The 21,092-nt window shown below is 71.3% G+C and carries 18 protein-coding genes; 10 read left to right on the top strand and 8 right to left on the bottom strand.

Annotated features, from left to right (window positions below; all coding sequences use genetic code 11):
• Positions 1–127 precede the first annotated feature (127 nt).
• Genes OG413_RS36295 through OG413_RS36285 form a run of 3 tightly spaced genes read left to right on the top strand, consistent with a single transcriptional unit; the run spans position 128 to position 4,475 of the window.
• The gene (locus OG413_RS36295) at positions 128–1,534 is read left to right on the top strand and encodes a glycosyltransferase (RefSeq protein WP_266812944.1); all 1,407 of its coding nucleotides are present in this window, start codon (positions 128–130) and stop codon (positions 1,532–1,534) included.
• A complete protein-coding gene (locus OG413_RS36290; RefSeq protein WP_266812942.1) occupies positions 1,531–3,210 on the top strand; it encodes a lipopolysaccharide biosynthesis protein in 1,680 nt (559 codons plus the stop codon). Before OG413_RS36295 ends, OG413_RS36290 begins: the two co-directional genes overlap by 4 nt.
• Before the next feature lie 20 nt (positions 3,211–3,230).
• Positions 3,231–4,475 carry a hypothetical protein gene (locus OG413_RS36285; RefSeq protein ID WP_266812941.1) on the top strand — a complete coding sequence of 415 codons (1,245 nt, stop codon included), beginning with the start codon at positions 3,231–3,233 and terminating at the stop codon, positions 4,473–4,475.
• Here the strand turns inward: OG413_RS36285 and OG413_RS36280 are convergent.
• Positions 4,444–5,877, bottom strand: a complete 1,434-nt coding sequence (locus tag OG413_RS36280) for a hypothetical protein (protein ID WP_266813306.1) — start codon at positions 5,875–5,877, stop codon at positions 4,444–4,446. The two genes, OG413_RS36285 and OG413_RS36280, sit on opposite strands and share 32 nt — an antisense overlap.
• Before the next feature lie 186 nt (positions 5,878–6,063).
• Between OG413_RS36280 and OG413_RS36275 the strand changes: the two genes are divergently transcribed.
• Positions 6,064–7,227, top strand: a complete 1,164-nt coding sequence (locus OG413_RS36275; protein ID WP_266812939.1) for a glycosyltransferase — start codon at positions 6,064–6,066, stop codon at positions 7,225–7,227.
• 25 nt (positions 7,228–7,252) lie between these two features.
• Here the strand turns inward: OG413_RS36275 and OG413_RS36270 are convergent, their stop codons facing one another.
• Genes OG413_RS36270 through gmd form a run of 5 tightly spaced genes read right to left on the bottom strand, consistent with a single transcriptional unit; the run spans position 7,253 to position 12,384 of the window.
• Positions 7,253–8,080, bottom strand: coding sequence for a glycosyltransferase family 2 protein (locus OG413_RS36270; protein ID WP_266812937.1), 828 nt, complete (start codon positions 8,078–8,080; stop codon positions 7,253–7,255).
• Positions 8,077–8,805 carry a hypothetical protein gene (locus tag OG413_RS36265; RefSeq protein ID WP_266812935.1) on the bottom strand — a complete coding sequence of 243 codons (729 nt, stop codon included), beginning with the start codon at positions 8,803–8,805 and terminating at the stop codon, positions 8,077–8,079. The genes OG413_RS36270 and OG413_RS36265 overlap by 4 nt, the downstream gene beginning before the upstream one ends.
• Positions 8,805–11,057 carry a LamG domain-containing protein gene (locus OG413_RS36260; RefSeq protein ID WP_266812933.1) on the bottom strand — a complete coding sequence of 751 codons (2,253 nt, stop codon included), beginning with the start codon at positions 11,055–11,057 and terminating at the stop codon, positions 8,805–8,807. Before OG413_RS36260 ends, OG413_RS36265 begins: the two co-directional genes overlap by 1 nt.
• Positions 11,054–11,374, bottom strand: a complete 321-nt coding sequence (locus OG413_RS36255) for a hypothetical protein (RefSeq protein WP_266812931.1) — start codon at positions 11,372–11,374, stop codon at positions 11,054–11,056. Before OG413_RS36255 ends, OG413_RS36260 begins: the two co-directional genes overlap by 4 nt.
• On the bottom strand, positions 11,371–12,384 hold the full coding sequence (gene gmd, locus OG413_RS36250; RefSeq protein WP_266812930.1) for a GDP-mannose 4,6-dehydratase: 1,014 nt from the start codon (positions 12,382–12,384) through the stop codon (positions 11,371–11,373). Before gmd ends, OG413_RS36255 begins: the two co-directional genes overlap by 4 nt.
• 114 nt (positions 12,385–12,498) lie before the next feature.
• On the opposite strand from gmd, the gene OG413_RS36245 reads away from it, so the two are divergent.
• Positions 12,499–13,482, top strand: coding sequence for a GDP-L-fucose synthase (locus OG413_RS36245; RefSeq protein WP_266812928.1), 984 nt, complete (start codon positions 12,499–12,501; stop codon positions 13,480–13,482).
• Between the two features lie 46 nt (positions 13,483–13,528).
• Here the strand turns inward: OG413_RS36245 and OG413_RS36240 are convergent, their stop codons facing one another.
• Positions 13,529–15,067, bottom strand: coding sequence for a sugar transferase (locus OG413_RS36240; RefSeq protein WP_266812926.1), 1,539 nt, complete (start codon positions 15,065–15,067; stop codon positions 13,529–13,531).
• 392 nt (positions 15,068–15,459) lie between these two features.
• Here OG413_RS36240 and OG413_RS36235 point away from each other — a divergent pair, with 392 nt between their 5' ends.
• The gene (locus OG413_RS36235; RefSeq protein ID WP_266812924.1) at positions 15,460–15,828 is read left to right on the top strand and encodes a VOC family protein; all 369 of its coding nucleotides are present in this window, start codon (positions 15,460–15,462) and stop codon (positions 15,826–15,828) included.
• Positions 15,829–15,849: 21 nt separating this feature from the next.
• On the opposite strand, the gene OG413_RS36230 is transcribed toward OG413_RS36235, so the two are convergent.
• Positions 15,850–16,185, bottom strand: a complete 336-nt coding sequence (locus OG413_RS36230) for an NIPSNAP family protein (protein ID WP_266812922.1) — start codon at positions 16,183–16,185, stop codon at positions 15,850–15,852.
• A gap of 287 nt (positions 16,186–16,472) precedes the next feature.
• Between OG413_RS36230 and OG413_RS36225 the strand changes: the two genes are divergently transcribed.
• The 4 genes from OG413_RS36225 to OG413_RS36210 all read left to right on the top strand — a co-directional run bounded on the left by OG413_RS36225 (position 16,473) and on the right by OG413_RS36210 (position 21,092).
• A complete protein-coding gene (locus tag OG413_RS36225; protein WP_266812920.1) occupies positions 16,473–16,976 on the top strand; it encodes a hypothetical protein in 504 nt (167 codons plus the stop codon).
• The gene (locus tag OG413_RS36220) at positions 16,946–18,367 is read left to right on the top strand and encodes a hypothetical protein (protein WP_266812918.1); all 1,422 of its coding nucleotides are present in this window, start codon (positions 16,946–16,948) and stop codon (positions 18,365–18,367) included. The genes OG413_RS36225 and OG413_RS36220 overlap by 31 nt, the downstream gene beginning before the upstream one ends.
• The gene (locus OG413_RS36215) at positions 18,364–19,854 is read left to right on the top strand and encodes a VWA domain-containing protein (protein ID WP_266812916.1); all 1,491 of its coding nucleotides are present in this window, start codon (positions 18,364–18,366) and stop codon (positions 19,852–19,854) included. The genes OG413_RS36220 and OG413_RS36215 overlap by 4 nt, the downstream gene beginning before the upstream one ends.
• Positions 19,855–19,979: 125 nt before the next feature.
• Positions 19,980–21,092 (top strand): AAA family ATPase, encoded by a 1,113-nt coding sequence (locus tag OG413_RS36210; protein ID WP_266812914.1) that lies wholly within the window; start codon positions 19,980–19,982, stop codon positions 21,090–21,092.

Genomic DNA, 21,092 nt, shown 5'->3' with positions numbered 1-21,092 from the left:
TGATGTGTGGTGATGTCCAACGACCATACTGTGAAGAACACTTGTGCAACCCGTGAACGGATAAGCTCAGCAGTGGGCTGTTCCCCGAGGGGAGCGGATGCTGTTCCGGGGGGAAGGCGATCGTGTGATGTCCGCTGGCGACCAGCACAGGCCGTTCGAGAACCGCCGTCTTCTGGTGGTCTCGACCAACTACGCACCGGAGCTCACGGGCATCGGCCCGTACGCCACCCAGCTCGCCGAGCACTGGGCCGCCTCCGGTGCCAGGCTCCAGGTGCTCACCGGCATGCCGCACTACCCGTCGTGGCGCCTCGACGCCCGCTACCGGGGGGTGTGGCGGGCCACGGAGACCCGTGAGGCCGTCGTCGTCCACCGCCGGAGGCACTATGTGCCGTCCCGTCAGACGGCGTTGCGCAGAGCGGCGTTCGAGGCGAGTGTCCTCGGGCATGGGCTCCTCGCGCCGCCGCCCGGACGGCCGGACGCCGTGATCGCCCAGATGCCGAGCCTCGCGGGCGGTGTCATCGGCGCCCGGATCGCCCACCGCCACGGCGTCCCCTACCTCCCCGTCGTCCAGGACCTGATGGGCGCGGCGGCCGCGCAGAGCGGTATCCGGGGAGGCGGCCGGGCGGCAGCCGTGGCCGCTGCCGCCGAGCGCTACGCCCTGCGCGGCGCGGCACTCGTCGGGGTCATCCACGAGAGCTTCGTACCCGGCGTCAGGGCCCTCGGCGTGGACCCCGCCCGCATTCGTCTGGTGCCCAACTGGACCCATGTACAGGGCCCGACCGCCGACCGGGCGGCCACCCGGGCCCGGCTGGGCTGGGCCGAGGGCACCCCGGTCCTGCTGCACTCCGGCAACATGGGCCTCAAGCAGGGGCTTGAGGTACTGGTCGACGCGGCGCGCCGGGCACCGGACGTCCGGGTCGTGCTGATGGGCGACGGCAACCAGCGCGACGCGCTGCGCGCCCGCGCCGCCGGGCTGGCCAACCTCGACTTCCTGCCGCCCGCCGGAGCGGCGGAGTTCACCGACATCCTCGCCGCCGCCGATGTCCTCGCGGTGACCCAGCGTGCCTCGGTCCTCGATATGAGCGTCCCGTCCAAACTCACCTCCTACTTCGTCTCGGGGCGCCCGGTCGTCGCCTCCGTCGCCGACGAGGGCGGCACGGCGGACGAGGTGCGGCGCTCGGGTGCCGGAGTGCTCGTCGCCCCCGAGGCCCCGGACGCCCTGCTGGCCGCCGTACGCAAGCTCGCGGGGGACCCCGCCGCGGCGGACGCGCTCGGCGCCCATGGACCGCGCTATGTCACCCACCACCTGAGCCGGGAGGCGGGACTGGCCCGCTTCGACGCCCTGCTGGCCGAGCTCCTGGGCGACGTACGGCACGACGCGCACGAGAACACCGTGCCGGGCGACGCTTCAGGAAACACGTCCGGCAATCACCCGCCTGGCGACGACGCGCCTGGCGACGACGCGCCTGGCGACGCACCAGGTGGCGCGCACGGCAACGCTTCAGGGAACGCACAAGGGAGCCCGCCCCGATGACGCATCCGATCCGCGCCCTGGAGGAACAGGACGAACCGGCGCTGCTGCGCGACCAGTTCCGCCAACTCCTGCGCTACCGCTCGCTGCTGGCCGCCGGTGTCGTCGTCGGCCTCCTCGGCGGCGGCTACCTCGCCCTCGCCGGAGAGGACACCTACACCGCCACGGGCGAGGTCCAGGTCCGTTCCGCCACCGCCGACCCCTTCGCCACCGGCGCCTCGGCGGACAAGGGCATCAACATCGGCTCCGAGCGGCAGAACGCCGTCAGCGACACCGTCGGCACCCTGGCCGCACAAACCCTGGCCGAGCAGGGCGACCCGGTCCTCCCCGGGCAGCTGCTCTCCGGCCTCCAGGTCACCAACCCGCCCAACACCCTCACGCTCCGCTTCTCCTACACCGGCAGCACCCCCGCCCAGTCCAGTGTCCGCGCCGAGGCCCTCGCGAACGCCTACCTCGCCCACCGCAAGGCGCGCACCGAGGAAAGCATCGCGAACATGGCCATCGGCTACCGGGCCCAGCTGGAACCGCTGGAGGACAAGCGCGACCTGCTGGAACAGCAGATCGGGGCGAACGAAGCCGACGACGTGAGCAGCGCCCGCGCCAACCTCATCGTCTCCATCTCCGAACTCACGCGCAAAATCTCCGAGTTGAAAGCTTTGGACACCACCCCCGGCTATCTCAACAAGAAGCCCGTCGCCCCGACACGGCCCACCGGAGCCGGTCTGCCGCTGCTGCTCGGGCTCGGCGGCGTCCTCGGCCTCGCGCTCGGCCTGCTGCTGTCCTGGGTGCGCCTCGTCTTCGACCCGGCCGTCCGCTCCACCCGCGAACTCGTCCGCTCCCTCGGCGCCCCGCTGCTCGGCACCCTGCCCCGCGAGCGCACGGCCACGGGCACCCTGCTCGCGATCGGCCGCGGCGGCAGCAGGCTCGCCGAGGAGTACCGGGCGGTGGCGTTCCGGCTCGCCTACGACCCGGCGTTCGCCCAGCGCCGCCGTCTGCTGGTCACCGCGCCCCGCGACGACAACGCGGCGGCGGCGGCCGCAGCGGTCAACCTGGCCGCCGCCTTCGCCGAGATGGGCCGCGACGTACTCCTCGTCGAGGCCGATCTGCGCACCCCGTCGCTGGCCCGGGAACTGGACCTGGCGGCACACGGCGTACGGCCCCGCTGGGCCCACGAGGGCGGCGGCATCTGGCCCGCGGGCAGCCGCGCCAACGTCGACGTCCCCGGCTCCGGCGCCTTCGCCCTGGTGGCCGGGGCCAAGGTGGACAACGTGCCGCGTGCCCTGACCTCCGCGCCCGTCGGCCGCATCGTCGCCGAGGCCGACCGGCCCGGAGCCGTGGTCATCGTCCTCGCCCCGCCCGTCCTGTCGTACGCCGACGCGGTCGCCCTGGTGGACCGGGTGGAGGGCGTCATGGTCGTCTGCGACCCGCGCGAGGTGCACCGCAGCGACCTGGAACGCATCCGCGAGATCATCGGCGCGTCCGGCGGCTCCGTGCTCGGCGCCCTGCTGCACCCCGCCCGGGGCCGCCTCGCCCGCACGCGGCGCGCCAAACGGCAGAAGTCCGCGCGCCGCCGCACCGGCGGTGGTCCGGGCGCCCCCGTCGCCGGACCGGCGACCACCGGCGACCCCACCGAAACGCTCGGCCTGCGCGCCTACAACCTGCCCGCCGGGCGTTCATGAGGGCCCCCTCACGGGTGCCCGTGAGGACCCGTACCGCGATCGTCTGCTCGGTCGCGGACCAGGGCGTGGCGGCCCTCACCAACATCCTGGTGCTGGTGGCGGCCGCCCGGCTCTCCACCATGACCGACTTCGCCCGCTTCTCGGCGGTGTACCTCGTCTTCACCGTGCTGCTCGGCATCTCCGGCGCCCACACCGGTCAGCCCCTCGTACTGAAACGCGGCCGGAGCGACGAGATCCGCGGCGCCTGCCGCTCGGCCGTCGTCCTCACCCTGCTCGGCGCGGCGGCGCTCGGCGCGCTCCTCGCCGCGGTCTGTCTCTTCCTGCCCGGCGACACCGCCCGCGCCCTGCTGATGCTGGGCGTCGTGCTGCCCGTGGTCCTCGGCCAGGACGCCGTGCGGTACGCCTTCTCCACCCTCCAGCAGCCCCACCTCGCGCTGACGGCCGACCTGCTCCGGCTCGGCTGCGTGCTGGCCGCGCTGTCCACACAGCCGTACGGCGCCGGGGCCGCACGGCTGATCGCCGTCTGGGGGCTGTCCGCGCTGCCCGCCCTCCTGCTCTCCGTCGCCCTGCTCCACCGCGAGGTGGCCGGGACCCCGCTGAGTCTGCGCCCGCTGCTGCGGCGCGGTCACCTCGGCCGTCGCTTCGTCGTGGAGTTCGGGGTGGGCAACGCGACCGGTCAGCTCTCCGTCCTCGCTCTCGGCACGGTCGGCAACCCGCTCCTGGTGGGCGCGCTGCGCGGGGCGACCACCCTGTTCGGACCGCTGAACGTGCTGTTCACCTCGGCCACCGGCTTCGGCCCCCCGCTGCTCGGCCGGGTCGGGGACGAGCGCCGCAGGGTACGGGCCACCGCCGCGCTCGCCGCGGTCCTGGCCGCGACCGCCGCCGCCTGGGCCACCGTGCTCGCCCTGCTGCCCGACGCGGCCGGCCGCCAACTGCTGGGCGACACGTGGCCCGCGGCCTCGGCGCTGCTGCCCGCGACCGGCAGCCAGTACGTGGCGATGGCGGTGGGCACCTGTGGGCTGCTGGCCCTGCGGATGCTCGACCCCCGGACCACCCTGGCCATCCAGGTGGTGTTCTCGCTGGCCTCCGTCGCCTTCCTGACCGGCGGCTATCTGCTCGCCGGAGTGCCCGGCGCCGCCTGGGGCCTGTGCCTGGGATCGTTCTGCAAGGCCGCCGCCACCTGGACGAGGGTGTCCCGGCTGCGCCGCCGGAATCCGTCACGGCAAGCGGCCGTCAGTGCGGACCCCGTCCCTTCCGGTCCCTGAAACTGCTCACGAGCAGCAGACACAGCGCGGCGATGGCGAGCTTGCCCACGGACTGGAGCAGCGGTCCCCGCAGCAGGATGAAGGTGTACCCGGCGATGAGCGGAGCCGCGATCGCCAGGACACTGCCGGGTCCCGGCCCGTCCCGGGAGACGGCCAGCGCGTACCTGCGGTCGGTGCGGGCGGCCGCGTAGCCGATCAGGGCCAGACCACCGGCCATCCCGGCCGGACCGAAGTCCACCCAGAACTCGGTCCACAGCGGGGCCGACAGGTTGGTCATGTTCATCCCCATCCACTGCCCGACCCGGACCCCGGTGTCCTCCGGCTTGCCGCTCCACACCGCCCTGGGCACGAAGAACAGTCCGGAGCCCGCCAGTTGGCGGCCGTAGGTGTGGCCGCGCGCGTCGACCCACGAGATGGTGTTGGCGAACATCACCGTCTGGTCGTAGTCCTTGGTGGCCAGCGGCTCGAAGACGGACGCCGACTGGACGGGCCGGTACCCCTCGTCGTCGTAACGGAACCGGTCCGCGTACGGGAACAGCACCAGCGCCCCGACGACGCCCGTCGCGAGCACCGAGCGGTACATCGCGGCGCTGCTCGGGAACGCGGTGAAGAGCAGGGAGACCAGCACCGTCAGGAACCAGTAACGGGCGTTGGAGACCGGATTGTTCACGACGATGTTGAGCAGCGCCAGACCCGCCCACACCAGCACCGTCGACGGCGAGCGGCGGGCCCGGTGCGAGGTCACCAGACGCCGCGTGTAGAAGAGCAGCGCCAGCAGCGCGGGGACCGTACCGAAGCCCTTCAGGAAGGCCGAGCCCACATTCGACTCCGTGGACGCGACACCGCTGACCGCGACGGACGCGCTGATCTCCTGACGGCTGGAGAAGAAGACGGCGGGCCCGCCGAGCTTCAGCACGTAGTACGCGCTCGCCGCGAAGGCGAGCAGCACCAGCAGCCGCAGCCGCACCGGGTGCGCGGTGGCCGGGCCGGCGGCGGTACCGCGCCCGCCCGTGCGGCGCCGCAGCGGCCGCCGCGAGGCCAGCAGGGCCCCCAGGTCGAACGCGGCACAGCCCACGAGGATCATCGCGACGGCCGTCACCAGGTCCGAGCGGGGCCCGACCAGCGGGGTCGGCGTCTGCCCGATCACCGCCTGGGCGAACGGCGCCACCCCCATCGCGATGTACACGAACATCCAGAAGACGCCCTGGAGCAGCCGCCGTCGGGTGGACAGGATCATGGTGGCGAGCCGGGCACCCGCGTAACAGGTCAGCGCGAGCTGGAGCCAGTAGCCGTTGTCCCGGACCCCCGTGCCGGGCTGCGCGGCGATCACCGCGGGCAGGAAGCACACCAGACCCAGGATCAGCGGCACGGCCAGTGCCCGCGACAGCATCGCCCATGCCATGGGCCGGGCCGGGGGCCGGAGTGGCCCCGGACCGCCGCCGTGCACGGGTGCGGGCGGCGCCGATTCCTGCACGGACGTCATGCGCCCCCCGTTCCGTGGACCGGTGAACACTCTAACGAATCAGCCCACTTGGGGTGATGCGATGACTAGTCTGTGAACAGTCGGCCGAGGTCGAGGGGAACCCTGGTGAAGATCCTGCACGTTGTCACATTGCACACCCCGGACCACGCCTTCGGCGGCCCGACCCGGGTGGCGCTCAACCTGTCGAAGATCCAGCGCGCTGACGGCGACGACGCCCGCATCTTGGCCCTGGGCGACGGCTTCGGCCACGGCGAACTGCCCCGAGAGGTGGAGGGAGTTCCCGTCCACCTCTTCCAGGCGCGGCACCTGCTGCCCAGGTTCGAGGTCAGCGGCATCACCTCCGGCGCGCTGCTGCTCGCCGCCCGCCGCATGATGCGGGGCGCCGACCTCGTACACATCCATCTGATGCGCGACCTGGTGACCCTGCCCGCCGCCCTGCTCGCCCTTGCCACCCGCACCCCACTGGTCGTCCAGACGCACGGCATGGTCGACCCGACCGAGAACAAGGTCGCCCGGCTCACCGATCTGCTGGGGGTGCGGACGGTGCTGCGCCGCGCCGACGCCGTGCTGCATCTGACCGAGACCGAGCGCCTCGATGTGAACGCCGTCGCCGCGCCGGTTCCGCTCACCCGCACCGTACGGCTGGTCAACGGTGTGCGCCCGCAGGAGCGCAAGCCCGCACGGGACCCGGACCGTCCCCCGACCGTCCTCTTCCTCGCCCGGATCCAGGAACGCAAGCGGCCTGAGGACTTCGTCGCCGCGATGCCGACCGTCCTGGCGAGGTATCCCGACGCGCGCTTCGTGCTGGCGGGGCCGGACACCGGAGCCCTTCCCGGAACCCTCGAACTGGCCCGCGGGATGGGGGTGTCGGACTCCCTGGACCATGTGGGACCGCTCGGCCACGAGGAGGTCCTCGCCGCCGGGCGGCAGGCCGATGTCTATGTGCTGCCGTCGATCGAGGAGCCGCTCGGGGTCTCCGTGCTCGAAGCCATGTCCGTCGGCACGCCCGTCGTCATCACCCGCACCTGCGGTCTCGGCCCCGATGTGGCACGGGCGGGGGCGGGCCGGGTGATCGACAGCCGGGTCGGCGAGGACGCGGCCAACGCGGAGAAGGTCGCCGCGGCGATCCTCGACCTCCTGGAGCCGGGCGCCAACGAGGCCGCGGGGAAGGCGGCTTGGGAGCTGGTCGGCGAGGACTTCACCATCGGCGTCGTGACCGCCACCCTCCGGCGGACCTACGAGGACGTGGTCCGCCGGAGGACCGGCTGAACGGACACGGCTGAGACGAGACGGCTCAACCCGGTCGGTTCTCGCGTGACTTGAGCGCGATCTGCCAGCGGTAGAAGCTCATCGCCAGCGCGAAGTCGAAGCCCGCCCGCCCGTCCATGAAGCCCCGCCGGTAGAGGTACATGTACGCGAACGACACCAGCGGCTTGAACGGCGCCTTGTGGAAGAGCTGCCCCTGCCGGGACTTGACCTTCCGCACCTGCTCCTTGACGTCGGGGTGGTGCTCCAGCCACGCCTCCCAGTCCGAGTACCGGTTGTGCCGCTCGAACCAGGCGGTGACCGGATCGAGGTCCTGGTGCTCGATGGGGTTGCGGAGCGAGCCCGCGGTCGGGGCGACCGGCTGGTAGTGGCCCTCGACCTCCCCGATCCCGGGCGCGTCGAGGTCGCCGACCTCCGGGTAGTGGCAGCGGGTGCGGTCGGTCAGGGAGCGCTTGCGGATGGTGTAGCCGTGCTTCAGCCGCTTCCCGGAGAACCAGTAGCCCAGTGGTATGTCATATGCCGCGGGCTTCGGTGACGCGGGATCGGCGAAGATCTCCCGCAGCTCGGCCAGCAGTCCGGGGCTGAGCCGTTCGTCGCCGTCCAGCAGGAGAATCCAGTCCAGGTCCGTGCGGACATGGTCCAGGCACCACTGCTTCTTGCGCGGATGCCCCCCGTCCCAGGTGTACGTGACCACCTCGGCCCCGCACTCCTCGGCGATCTTCGCCGTGCCGTCGGTGCTGTGGGAGTCCACGACGACGACCGCCTCGAAGTGTCCGAGCACCGACTTCACCGCCTCGGCGATGTTCAGGCCCTCGTTCTTCGTCGGGATCGCCACGGCGATCGGCAGCTTGGTCATCCGGTCTCTCCTTCGGGCAGCCAGGCGTAGCAGCCTGTGGAGGTGAAGGTGCGGGCCGTCTTCGGGAGGGTGATCTCCACCCGCTTCCCGGAGCCGGATGTGCCCGACCCCAGGCCCTTGCCGCCCACCCCGGCGATCTGCCAGGAGCAGCTGCCGGTGGGGGAGACGGAGTGGTAGCGGCCCGGCCGCAGGGTCTTGCCGCTGTGTGTGCCGTCCGGGTAGCCGCGGGCGGCCTCCTTCACCAACTCGCGGTGCTGGGTGCATAGATGGGCGATGGCGGGCTTCGCTTCGGGGATCTCGCCGGTCACGATCGCGCCGACGGCGATCTCCCGGTCCGCCTTGACCAGATAGCCGATCCGGTCGCAGGTCTCCTGCCCGTTCTGGAGCACGGCGGCCGGGTCCATGCCCTGGGGGACCCGGTTCACCAGATACCCCTTCTGCTCCTCGGTGAAGGAACCGGTGGCCGGGGTGATCCGGTCGGCGGGCACCTTCGGCCCCTCGCTCGTCGGCCCGGTGCCGGCCCCGGTGTCGGCCCCGGACCCCGGTTCGGCCGGCGATTCGGCGGACGGGCCCGCGGCGGACGGCCCGGTGACGGCTGGCCCGGAGGCCGCGGGGCTGTGGGCACCCGCGGCCTTCGAACCGTTCCCGTCGGCGGACGAGCCGCAGGCGGCCAGCGCCGCCGTCATCACGACGACGGCGGCACCGGCCAGGAACGGATACCGCATCAGCCATTCCTCAGGGCATAGTGCGCGCTGACCTGGGAAGCGCTCAGCGCGGTCGGGTAGATGGCGGTCTCGTCGATCTGGCCGGCGAAGTAGTTGCTGGTCGGACGGTTCGGCCAGCCGGAGAGGCTGTCGCCGCCGACCCGCCAGTAGCCGGGGTAGCTCTCGTTGGCCGTGTACAGGAGGTTGGACGCGCGCAGCTTCCCGTCCACGTACAGCGTCATGCCGCCGGTGCCCTGGGTGGCGACGACATGGTGCCACTTGCCGTCGTTGTAGCCGCCGGACGTGGTGACGGTGCGGGTGCTTCCGCTGCGTACGCCGAAGACCAGCCGCCCGTCGTCGCGCATATAGACGTGCTTGTCGAACGTGGTGCTGTTCTGCATGATCTTGTTCGCGAACCCGATGATCTTCCCGCCCCGGGTGGTGGTGGTCTTGATCCAGGTCTCCGCGGAGAAGCGGGTGGGCTGCGCGTAGCGCTTGTTGCCGTACACGTACTCGTCGAGGCCGTTGAACCCGATCGCGGTGGAGTCACCGGCGATGGCGGCCGGGGTCTGCCGGTAGGCCGGACCGTTGCGCAGGAATCCGTTGCTCAGCGCGCTGCCCGTGTCGGCGGCGAAGGTCGCGGAGCCCTCGTCGTAGCGCCAGTACAGCGAGGCCCCGTCGGCCAGCACCCGCGCCGGGTAGCGCTGCGCGGCGGTCGCCACGGTGGCGGACTGCGCCGGGGACTTGGCGCTCGTGTTGGTGCCGTCGCTCGCGGTGATCCGGTACGAGTGGGTCTCGCCCGCCGCCACATCGGTGTCCGCCCAGGTGAGCTGCGGCCGGTCCCAGAACAGCGAGTACCCCGTCGTGGTGTGTACGGGGGTGCTCGCCCCGTCCTTGTAGATCCGGTAGGTCAGCTGACCGTCGTCGGCGTCGAAGCTGGCCTGCCAGTTGACGGTGATCCGGCCCGGAGCGACCGTGGAGAGACTGACGTTGGGCACCCAGGGCGCTCCGGTGTCCGGACCGTCGGAGAACCGGGTCAGGCCCTGCTGGGGCGAGCCGTTGACCGTGGTGAACTCCCCTCCGACCCACAGATAGTGGCGGCCCCCGCTGTCCGTCTGGGACATCGACCGCGGCCCCACCGGCTCCCCGATGCCGTCGTTCGTGTCCGGGAACCACGGCAGCAGCTTGGGGTCGTCGACCGACTGGGCCAGCAGATGCTTGCGCTCCTGGTCCGGGAACTCGCCCATGCTGGAGCAGTCGTGGGCGTGACTGCCGCTGTACAGCACGCCCGAGTGGATCAGCAGGGCCTGCGTCGCCCCGAGGCAGGTGTCCCGCCACCGCTGCTGGAAGTCGTCCAGGTCGATCGCGATCCTGCCGTCGAAGACACCGCCACCGGTGCCTTCGTTGGCGGTGTAGAAGCCGGTGGCGTCGGTCGTCAGGTCCTGGACCGTGGAGGTGTCCGGGATGAATCCGGGATAGCTCTTGGTGAGTGCGCCGGTGGTGGCGTCGACCACGGCCAGGGCGTGCGACTTGGTGCCGTTGACGGTGAAGAAGTCCCCGCCCAGCAGCACGTGCCGGCCGTCCGGGGTCACCTCGACCGCCCGTGCCACCTCGTCCGCGTTCGCCTTGAACGGCAGCAGATCGGCGCCCGTGGTGACGGCGGCGAACTTGTTCCGGGTCTGGCCGCCCACGCTGTTGAAGTCCCCGCCCAGATAGACGGTCCCGGCGGTGACGGCGAGCGCCCGCACGGTCGCCGAGACGGAGATCTTGAAGTCGTCGCGCGGGGTGCAGGTCGCGGTGTCGATCGCCGCGATGTTGCTGACCCCGACGCCGTTCACCGACCCGAACTGGCCTCCCGCGTAAAGGGTTTTGCCGTCCGGCGAGAGAGCCAGCGCCCGTACGGTCGCGGTCCCCGAGGACTGCGTGAACGAGAGGGTGCAGCCGGTCGGCGCGCCGGTCGCCGCGTCGAAGGCGGCGAAGTTGACCGCCGGTCGCTCGGCGGTGCCCGGCGCGGCGTCCGGCGGGCGCACGGTGGAGAAGGTGCCGCCCGTGTACACGACACCGTCCCTCGCGGCCATCGTCCAGACGATCCCGTTGGTCTGCCAGGTGGTGAGGTCGTCCGCGGTGATCGACACCGGCGGTGTCAGCGCGGCCGTCCCGGACGCGCTGACCGCGGTCGCGGTCAGGGCTCCGGCCAGCAGGCAGAGCGCGGTGGCGGCGGCCCGCACACGGCCGCGTCCCCCAGGGCTTCGCCCCGTACTTCCGTTCATCATTCAGCTCCGAAGGTGAGAACGAGCTGCGGCACCAGGGCCGCGGTTCCTGCCTCGCCCGGCCGGACGCGGAGACTGTCCGTTCCGCTGCCGGTGAGGGCGAGTGAGTGGGCGGGGCCCAGGGCCCCGCCCGGTGCGGACGCGTTCGGGTCCACCGGGTGACCGGTGGGGTCCGAGGTCGCGCCGGTGTGGGTCCCCGGCATGGACGCGGCGGGCGCCGGCCGGGTGCTGTGGGTGAGTGCCGATCCGGTCCGGGCACCGGGGTACGGCATCACGGTGTGGCTGTCGGCGGCGCCCGGTGCTCTCCCGGGCCCGCTCACCGGTCCACCCGCACGGCGGCGCCGGTGAGCTGGTCGCCCAGCTGCCGGATGTCCGCGTCCACCATGATCCGGGCCAGTTCCCGCGACCTCACGACGGGCTTCCAGCCGAGCAGTTCCTCCGCCTTGGACGCGTCCCCGATCAGTGCGTCGACCTCGCTCGGGCGCTCGTACTTCGGGTCGTAGCGCACATGCTCCCGCCAGTCGAGGCCCGCGTGCTCGAAGGCGAACTCCAGGAACTGCCGGACGCTGACCCCCTCGCCGGTGGCCACCACATAGTCGTCCGGGGCGTCGCACTGGAGCATCCGCCACATGGCGTCCACATACTCGGGGGCGTACCCCCAGTCCCGTACCGCGTCGAGATTGCCCAGATGCAGCCGGTCCTGGAGCCCGGCCCTGATCCGGGCCACCCCCCGGGTGATCTTCCGGGTCACAAAGGTCTCGCCACGGCGCGGGGACTCATGGTTGAACAGGATGCCATTGACCGCGAACATGCCATACGCCTCGCGGTAGTTGACCGTCGCCCAGTACGCGTACACCTTCGCGACGCTGTACGGGCTGCGCGGATGGAACGGGGTGCGCTCGTTCTGCGGCGGCGGGTTGGCGCCGAACATCTCGGAGGACGAGGCCTGGTAGACCCGGGTCTCGATGCCGCTGGCCCGGACCGCCTCCAGCAGCCGGACGGCACCGAGCCCGGTGACATCGCCGGTGTACAGCGGGGCGTCGAACGAGACCCGGACATGCGACTGCGCACCGAGGTTGTAGACCTCGTCGGGCCGGATGTCGCGCATCAGATTCACCAGCGCGACGCCGTCCGCCAGATCGGCGTGATGCAGCACGAACGAGCGGTCCGCCTCCTCGGGGCCCTGGTAGATGTGATCGATCCGCTCGGTGTTGAAGCTCGACGAGCGACGTATCAGCCCGTGGACCGTGTACCCCTTGTTGAGCAGCAACTCGGCCAGATACGAACCGTCCTGGCCGGTCACGCCGGTGATGAGCGCGGTCTTCGCCACGGCTCCCCCTCCTGTGTTCGCCTGCGAGGCGAGTCGTTCACCGAAATTTCGGACTTTGGAATGTTCTGTGGCAAAAGGTCTCCGCGAGGTACGGCTGCTGGCACAATCCGAGCCATGACGACCGATCTCCCCGGCCCTCCCCAGGAATCCGTCCGCCCCCTACTGCGCCCCGGCTCCCGCATATTCGTGGCGGGTCACCGCGGTCTCGTCGGCTCGGCACTGGTGCGCCGCCTCACCGCCGAAGGCCACGAGGTGCTCACCCGCGGCCGCGAACTGCTCGATCTGCGCGAGGCGGCGCCGACCGAGGCGTATCTGCGCGACATCCGTCCGGACGTCGTCGTCCTGGCCGCCGCCAAGGTGGGCGGGATCATGGCCAACAGCACGTATCCGGTGCAGTTCCTTGAGGACAACCTCCGCATCCAGCTCAGCGTGATCGCCGGAGCGCACACCGCCGGGACCCGGCGGCTGCTGTTCCTCGGCTCCTCCTGCATCTACCCCAAGCACGCCCCCCAGCCGATCCGTGAGGACTCGCTGCTCACCGGCCCGCTGGAGCCGACCAACGAGGCGTACGCCCTGGCCAAGATCGCCGGAATCACGCAGATCCAGTCGTACCGGAGGCAGTACGGCGCCGCGTACATCAGCGCCATGCCCACCAATCTCTACGGACCCGGAGACAACTTCGACCTGGAGACCTCGCACGTCCTGCCCGCGCTGATCCGCCGCTTCCACGAGGCGAAGCGGGACGACGCGCCCGAGGTCACCCTGTGGGGCTCCGGAAGCCCCCGCCGCGAATTCCTCCACGTCGACGACCTCGCCGCCGCCTGCGTACGGCTGCTGGAGACCTACGACGGCGACGAACCCGTCAACATCGGCTGCGGCCAGGACCTCACCATTCGCGAACTCGCGCAAACCGTCAGAGAGGTGACGGAATATCAGGGACGTATCGCCTGGGACACCTCGAAGCCGGACGGGACCCCGCGCAAGCTCCTCGACGTGTCCCGGCTGTCCACGCTCGGCTTCACGCCGCGGATCCCGCTGAAGGACGGCATCGCCCGCACGTACGCCTGGTGGCTCGGCCAACCGGCGCCCCTGGCCTGACCGTTCGCCCGGCCGTACGCCGCGCATCGGCATGTCCGCCCCGCTCTCAGTAGGCCCCGCGGCCGTCGGTGACGGCGCGCACCGTACGGGCGAGGAGCCCCATGTCCGTGGCCACCGACCAGTTGTCGACGTACCAGAGGTCGAGCGAGACGGTCTCCTGCCAGGACAGGTCCGACCGTCCGCTGACCTGCCACAGCCCCGTGAGGCCCGGCTTGACCGCGAGCCGCCGGTGTTCCCGCTCGTTGTAGCGGGACGCCTCCTCCGGCAGCGGCGGGCGGGGCCCCACCAGGGACATGTGCCCCATCAACACATTGATCAGCTGGGGGAGTTCATCGACGGATGTGCGGCGCAGCGCCCGGCCGATCGGCGTCACCCGCGGATCGCGGCGCATCTTGAACATCGGCCCCGCGCCCTCGTCGGCAGCGGCGAGCCGCGCCTGGCGGCTCTCCGCGTCCGCCACCATCGTGCGGAACTTCCACATGGTGAACGGCTGGTTGTGCTGACCCTGGCGGACCTGGCGGTGGAACACCGGGCCGCGCGACGACACCCGCACGCTCAGTGCCACCGCCAGCATCAGCGGAGCCAGTAACAACAGCCCGAACAGCGCGCCGCACCGGTCCAGCAGAACCTTCACCGCCGCCTGCGGGCCGCGCCGCAGCGGTGGCGAGATGTGCAGCAGCGTCAGACCGGCGACCGCGGAGGGTCTGACCCTGGCCGCCGCGATACCGGAGAGCTCCGAGAGCACACACAGGGCTATCCCCCCGTCGTGCAGCCCCCACCCCAGCCGCCGCAGCCGGTCCCCGGTCAACTGGGGCCCGGGGGCCACCAGCACCAGATCCGCCTCGTGGGCGTAGGCCCCGCCCAGCACCGTCGACACATCGTCGTCCGCCGGGCACGAGGCGAGACGCCCGGGGACCTGTACGTCGTGCTCCAGCGCCATCGGACCGACGGGTATCGCGGCGACCACGTCATACCCATGACCGGTACGGGAGGTGAGCAGCCGCGCCGCCCGGTCGACCCCCGGCGCCTCGCCGACCAGCAGGACCCGCCGCACCGGCCGCGCGGTCCGCCGTAACGGCCGCAGACCCGCGACGAGGGCGGTCAGCCCCAACCCGGGCGCCAGGGCCACGATCTCCGTCGCCGGGTCCACCGAGCCACCCGTCACCGTACGCAGCACGGCGAGCGCGCCGATGAGCAGCAGCCAGTCGCCGGGGACGCTCAGTGCCCCGCCCGGCTCGGCGCGCGGCCGGTCCGCGTACCGGCCGCGGCAGGCCCGCAGCCCGGCCCAGACCAGCCCGGCCATGACCGCGGTGCCCAGCGGCCCCGCCTGGTCACCGGCGCGCAGGAGCGGCCAGGCGGGCAGGGCGAGCCCCACGGCCTCGGTCAGGGCGAGCAGGGATGGATACCGCCTCGTCCCCCTCTTGGCCCTGGCCGGGCCGGAAAGGTCGCGCCGCACTGCCGGGGCCCGCCACGACTGCGCGGGGGCCATGGTGCGAGTCGGGGACGCGGCGGTGCGGGGGCGCGGCGCGCCCCGGAGCCCTACCGGTCCGGATGTATTGGTTTCAGGTATTTCGACATGCCCCATGGACCCCCCCAGTCACGGTCGCACCCCCATAAACGCGGCGCATCCGCCGATCCCATGGACTGACGGATGCGCCTTCGCTCGGTGCACGATATCCACACAGGTGCCGTTTCGCTGGAGTTCTCGTGAAGTTCAGACACATCGGAGGCATGGTCGCGGGATCCCATTCATGGGTGATCTCGGCTTCTGTGCACGGGTGTTGGGGTTTGAAGGATTTGAGCAAGCGCTTGCGGCCTCCCGGTGAAGGGTCCGACGGCTGGTCCAGGGGCGTCAGCGGTACGTCAGCGGTGCGTCAGTGATACTTCAGCGGAACGGCAGTCCTCCCGCTCCATGCGTTCCGGTCATACTTTTCACGCTCCTCTATCCGAGAGCGTGCTGACCGTGACGGAGTTCTCGTGCCCCCGCAGATGAAGCTGACCGCGATCACCCCGGACTGCTCCGATCCCCTGGCACTGGCCGCGTTCTACCGGCGGGCCACCGGGTTCGAGCTTCACCCCAAGTCCCATGACGACTTCGCCGGCCTCGCGCGCGAGGCCGGGCTCTGCATCGGCTTCCAGCGCGTTGACGACTATCGGCCTCCGCGGTGGCCCGGCCAGGACGCTCCGCAGCAGTTCCACTTCGACTTCGCGGTCGATGACCTGGACGAAGCCGAGGCCATGCTGCTGGAGTTGGGTGCGGGGAAGCCCGAGCACCAGCCGGACGCCGACCGGTGGCGGGTCTTCACCGACCCGGCCGGGCACCCCTTCCGCGTGACCGGAAACTGACGTCGGGACCGTTCGGCACGGTCAGTTCGTGTCGCCGCCCGGGGTCGGGGGCAAGCCGTCGAGCGGCCGGAGGAAGCGGCGCTCGTACCGCTTGATGCAGCGGGTTCTGCGCGCGAGTTCGAAGGCTTCCTGGCACTCGGGGTCGGTCATGCTGTCCTCGCGGTACTTCTCGTACCTGGCGAGGCTGGGAAAGGAGAAGAGGGCGTAGGCGATGTCGCTGTCGCCCTCGCTCGGCAGGAAGTAGCCGTGGTGCGTCCCGCCGAAGCGGTTGACGAGCACCACCCAGCGGCGACCGTATTCCTCGAAGTCCTCAAGCCTGTCGGCGTCGATCTCGTACCTGAGATGAATGGTGATCATGCCCCCATGATGCCGCCCGACTCCTTCATGCCCGGCTCCGACCCGGCACCGCCCCGGCCCCGCCCCAGCTCCGGCACTGCCACTGCCCCGGATCCGGCACTGCCCCGGATCCGGCACTGCCCCTGGCTCCGCTTCCGACCCCGGCGTCTGGCACGCAACGTCCAACGACCCTCTCCCGGTGCGGCCGTGGACGCGGGGAACGGGCGTTGTCAGTGGTCGCACGTAGGTTGCTTCATGTCCCGCCGTTCTGGCGCGGAACCCCCTTTGGCGTATGAGGAGATGGCGCGTTGTCTGATTGGGAGAGGTCGAGCACGGCACGGGTGATACCACCCGCACGGCCGCGCAAGCTCGCCAAGGTCCCGTTCGTCGAACTGGCCGACGGACGGGTGCAGGGCGTGGTGTCCAGCGGCTCGGACATCGGACGGGTCTACGTCTCGTCGGTCGCGGCCGGGACCTACGCGTTCGCCTGCAGCACCAACAACAACCGGCCCTGCGGTGGGGCGCGGGGCGCGTTCTGCAACCACATCCGGGCCATGCTCAACGAGGCGGTGCTCCAGTACGGGGCCGAACGCGTCGCCCGCTACCTCAAGGTGGAGACCGCCGACGAGGAGCTGAGCGGACCCACCATCACGGCGGGCATGAGCGCCGCTCGCCCACCGATGGGGGACTCCGGCGCCTCCGCCGCCGTCTTCAGCCGGTTCCTGCGGCACCTGGCCTACCTGGACCTCGCGCCGGACACCGCGCCGTTGCCCGAGATGCAGTGGTTCCCGCCTACCAGGGCGGTGGCGTGATGCGTACCGACCCGCTGACCGAAACCGTTGACGGGCTGGAGGAGGCCATGGAGGCCGTCGAGGCTTTCGACCGGGCCCTCGTCGCCGGTCTGCTCCGCCCGCAGTCCGGTGCGGAGGCCGGCCCGACCGCGCTCGCCCACGCCGTCGCCGGGACTCCGCTGGCCGCCAGGGTCGCCGAAGCGGCCGAGAAGGTGATGGCCGGAGCGGCGGGCGAGGACCACTTCGTCGCCCTTGCCGCCGCCCGCACGGCACTGCTGGGCTCCGTCCACGACGCGCTGATGTGCCGCGTCGACGAGGCGACCGGCCGGGCCCGCAGGGACGAGACCGCCAGGGTCCCCGAAGGACAACAGGCGGCGAACCTGCTCACCGCCGCCCGCGCGTGGCTGTCCGAACTGGCGCGCTGCGGATGGCAGGGCATCGACCACGACGTGGTCGCCGGTTCGGTGGAGATCGTCTCCGCAATGCTTCCGGACGCGGCCCTGCGCCGGCCGGCGACGCTCCTCGACGGCTTCGCCGCCGAGCTGGCCGCGTCCTGCCCCGGCGCGTCGCTCGACCGGATTCCCGTACGCCGCTGGGCCGACCTGTGGTCGCGCGGCATGCTGCTGACGCTGCCCGGCGCGGCCGGCGCACCCACGACCGGTGCGGCCACCGGCCGCCTCCTGCCCCTCGGCGTCGACACGCAGGAACACCCGACCGCCGTGCAGGCCCAGGTGCACGCGGTGTTCGAGCCCGCGGACGGTTCCGCGCCGCGTCTGGTGCGTGCGAGCGTGTCGGTGCCGAAGCCGGACACGGTGGTCGGAGCCGGTCTCTGGCAGCTGCTGCGCCCGCGCATGTCGCTCCTGGCGGCCGTCGGCGAGGGCCGCTCGATGGACCTGACCGATATGCCGGTCACCGCGGAGGGCGACCTGATCTGGAGCGACGAGCACGCCCGGCAGGGGGAGCCCGCCGACGCCTTCGCCACCGCCCGCGTGGCGCTGTCCACCGCGACCGTTTCGGCGACCGCGCCCCTGGACCGGCACCCGGCGCGCATCGCCGAACCCGTCTTCCTGGAGGGCTACACCGCTCGGAAGGACGACGACGGCACTTTGACGTTCACGCTCGCCGGGCTCGCCCTGTCCGTCGACGGCGACCGCGTTCCGACCGCCGGACCGCTGACCCCGGAAGCCGTGGCCAAGTCGAGCGCGTGCATCGGCCTGCTCCGCTGGGACGCGGGCACGTTCAGCGTTCAGCCGCTCGCCGTCGAAAGCACCGTGCGGAGGAAGGCTGTCGCGGTGCACGCCGGGGCCTGGGCCGGGGGCACGGCGGACAAGGCCGGGGTCAAGGCGGAGAAGGCCGCCACCGATGCGGCGGCGGTGCTGCGAGAGCGCGCCGGAAGGCTGTTGCGGAAATGACCGACCAGACCCCTGGGGCGACCTCCCAGGACAATCGCCGTCAGGTCATGTACTGGCGCCTGCTTGCCCAGCTCTTCGACCCGGAGGAGCAGGCGACGCTGGAATCGGCGAGCCTCGCCGTCATCGAGGACATCGGACTGCCGTCCGCTCTGCTGGACCCGCAGACCTCCATCGATTCGGTCGTACAGCGTCACCCGGAGCTTGCCGCCGAGCTCGACGGCCTGATGGTGCCCGGAGCCGGAGCCGGAGCCGGAGCCGGAGCCGGAGCCGGAGCCGCTGAGACCGCGGCCGACGGCGACGGCGATGGTGAAGGCGATGGCGGGGACGGCGATGGCGACGGACGCGACCGTGCCGCCGAGGTGCGGCGTGCCGCGCTCGTCTCGAAGGTGCTGCTCAACGTCTACCAGCCGCGTACGGGCACCGTGACCGCCGGACAGCTGTCCCGCTGGCAGTCCGACGCGGGCTGGCTGGAGCGCGCCCTCGGCTGCGGGCCCGGCGAACTGCGCGGCGGTCGGCCGGGAGGGGCGTCGGGACCGGGCGTCTCCCCGACCGGTTCCGGCGGGCGAGGTACGACGCCCGACCTCAGTCGGCTGATCCCGGAGATCGGCCCGGAGCTGGGCTCCATCGAAGCCGACCTCGTCAAGCGGATGCGGCTGCGCGAGGTGCTGGCCGACCCTCAGCTCGCCGGGCAGCTGACCCCGAGCATGTCGCTGATCGAGCAGCTGCTGCGCGACAAGGACAACCTGTCGGGTGTGGCACTGGCCAACGCCAAGGCCCTGATCCGGCGCTTCGTCGACGAGGTCGCGGAGGTGCTGCGTACGCAGGTGGAGAAGGCCACGGTCGGAGCCCTGGACCGGTCGGTCCCGCCCAAGCGGGTGTTCCGCAATCTGGACCTCGACCGCACGATCTGGAAGAACCTCACCAACTGGGACCCCGAGGAGGAACGGCTCTACGTCGACCGCCTCTTCTACCGTCACACCGTACGCAGGACGACGCCACAGCGGCTGATCGTCGTGGTCGACCAGTCGGGCTCCATGGTCGACTCGATGGTCAACTGCACCATCCTGGCCTCGATCTTCGCCGGTCTGCCCAAGGTGGACGTCCACCTGATCGCCTACGACACCCAGGCGCTCGACCTCACACCATGGGTGCACGACCCCTTCGAGACGTTGCTGCGAACCAACCTCGGGGGCGGCACCGACGGCACGGTCGCCATGGCGCTGGCCCAGCCGAAGATCGCCGAACCACGCAACACCGTCGTGGTGTGGATCTCCGACTTCTACGAATGGCAGACGGAGCCGCTGTTCGAAAGCATGGCCGCCATCCACCGCTCGGGTGCCAAGTTCATCCCCGTCGGCTCGGTGACCAGCTCGGGCCGCGCCAGCGTCAACCCGTGGTTCCGGGAGCGCTTCAAGGACCAGGGGACGCCGGTGCTCTCCGGCCACATCCGCAAGCTCGTCCACGAACTCAAGACGTTCCTCACGTAGGGCGTCCGCACCTCGCGAGCGTACGTACCCACTCACTCCCACTCACTTGGCTTCCAGCTTCCAGCTTCCAGCTTCCAGCTCCCCGAACTCAGATCCCCGTCCCCAGAACATCGAAAGGCCCAGACATGTCCGACCTGTTGCGCGCCCCCGCCGAGATCAAGTACGCCGAGGAGCTGGAGTGGCTGGAGTCCCGTGACGACGGCCCGAAGCCCTTTTCCTGGCGTCTGTCGCCCAAGATGGTCCGCCTGTTCATCCTGGGTTCCGAGCGCTCCGACGGCCTCGACCGGGAGATTCCCCAGAAGTGGTACGGCGACCGCAGCCTTGTCGAGCGGGCCATCGTCACCCTGGCCTCCGATCGCGGTCTGCTGCTCATAGGTGACCCGGGCACCGGCAAGAGCTGGCTGGCCGAGCTGCTGGCGGCCGCGATCTGCCGCGACTCCACGCTCGTCGTACAGGGCACGGCGGGCACCACCGAGGATCACATCAAGTACTCGTGGAACGTGTCCATGGTGATCGCCAAGGGCCAGTCGCGGGAGTCGATGATCCCGTCGCCGATCATGACCGCCATGGAGTCCGGCGCGATCGGCCGCTTCGAGGAGCTGACCCGTTCCACGAGCGACGTCCAGGACGCGCTGATCTCGATCCTGTCGGAGAAGTACATCTCGGTCCCGGAGATGGACAGCGACAACATCGTCTTCGCCAAGCCCGGCTTCTCCGTCATCGCCACGGCCAACAGCCGCGACCGGGGTGTCAACGACCTGTCCTCCGCGCTCAAGCGACGCTTCAACTTCGTCCGCATTCCCGTGGTGACGAACAAGAGGAGCGAGGCGGAGATCGTCCGCTTCCGTACCGAGGAGCTGCTGCGCCGGCACGAGATCGAACTGGACGTGCCGCCGACCCTGCTCGACGTGCTGCTGCAGAGCTTCGCCGATCTGCGGGCCGCGTCCGCCGCGGCCGGGAGCGACGACGAGAAGCTGGAGTCCGCGTTGTCGAGCGCCGAGCAGATCGGTGTGCTGGAGGACGCGATCCTGCACAGCAACTTCTTCGGTGAGCGCGAGCTGACGGCCCGTACGCTCGCCGCCTCGCTCGTCGGCTCGCTGGCGCGGCGCGAACCCGAGGACCTGGCCATCCTCAACAAGTACCTGCACGGCGTTGTCGAGCCGCGCAGCAAGGAGCAGGGCGGCTCCTGGCCGGAGTTCCTTGAGGGCGGCCGCGACGCGATAGCCACCCTGTCGTGA

It is taken from the genome of Streptomyces sp. NBC_01433 (genome assembly GCF_026340105.1).
Lineage (GTDB): Bacteria > Actinomycetota > Actinomycetes > Streptomycetales > Streptomycetaceae > Streptomyces.
Note: the sequence above shows the minus strand (reverse complement) of the source record. Positions and strands in the feature narration are given on the sequence as shown.

Excerpts from the sequence above, each read along its gene's own strand:
- OG413_RS36215 (WP_266812916.1), top strand. The coding sequence starts at position 18,364 with ATGACCGACCAGACCCCTGGGGCGACCTCCCAGGACAATCGCCGTCAG.
- OG413_RS36240 (WP_266812926.1), bottom strand. The coding sequence starts at position 15,067 with ATGGGGCATGTCGAAATACCTGAAACCAATACATCCGGACCGGTAGGG.
- OG413_RS36260 (WP_266812933.1), bottom strand. The coding sequence starts at position 11,057 with ATGATGAACGGAAGTACGGGGCGAAGCCCTGGGGGACGCGGCCGTGTG.
- OG413_RS36270 (WP_266812937.1), bottom strand. The coding sequence starts at position 8,080 with ATGACCAAGCTGCCGATCGCCGTGGCGATCCCGACGAAGAACGAGGGC.
- OG413_RS36245 (WP_266812928.1), top strand. The coding sequence starts at position 12,499 with ATGACGACCGATCTCCCCGGCCCTCCCCAGGAATCCGTCCGCCCCCTA.
- OG413_RS36295 (WP_266812944.1), top strand. The coding sequence starts at position 128 with ATGTCCGCTGGCGACCAGCACAGGCCGTTCGAGAACCGCCGTCTTCTG.
- OG413_RS36265 (WP_266812935.1), bottom strand. The coding sequence starts at position 8,805 with ATGCGGTATCCGTTCCTGGCCGGTGCCGCCGTCGTCGTGATGACGGCG.
- OG413_RS36290 (WP_266812942.1), top strand. The coding sequence starts at position 1,531 with ATGACGCATCCGATCCGCGCCCTGGAGGAACAGGACGAACCGGCGCTG.
- OG413_RS36280 (WP_266813306.1), bottom strand. The coding sequence starts at position 5,877 with ATGGCATGGGCGATGCTGTCGCGGGCACTGGCCGTGCCGCTGATCCTG.
- OG413_RS36230 (WP_266812922.1), bottom strand. The coding sequence starts at position 16,185 with ATGATCACCATTCATCTCAGGTACGAGATCGACGCCGACAGGCTTGAG.
- OG413_RS36210 (WP_266812914.1), top strand. The coding sequence starts at position 19,980 with ATGTCCGACCTGTTGCGCGCCCCCGCCGAGATCAAGTACGCCGAGGAG.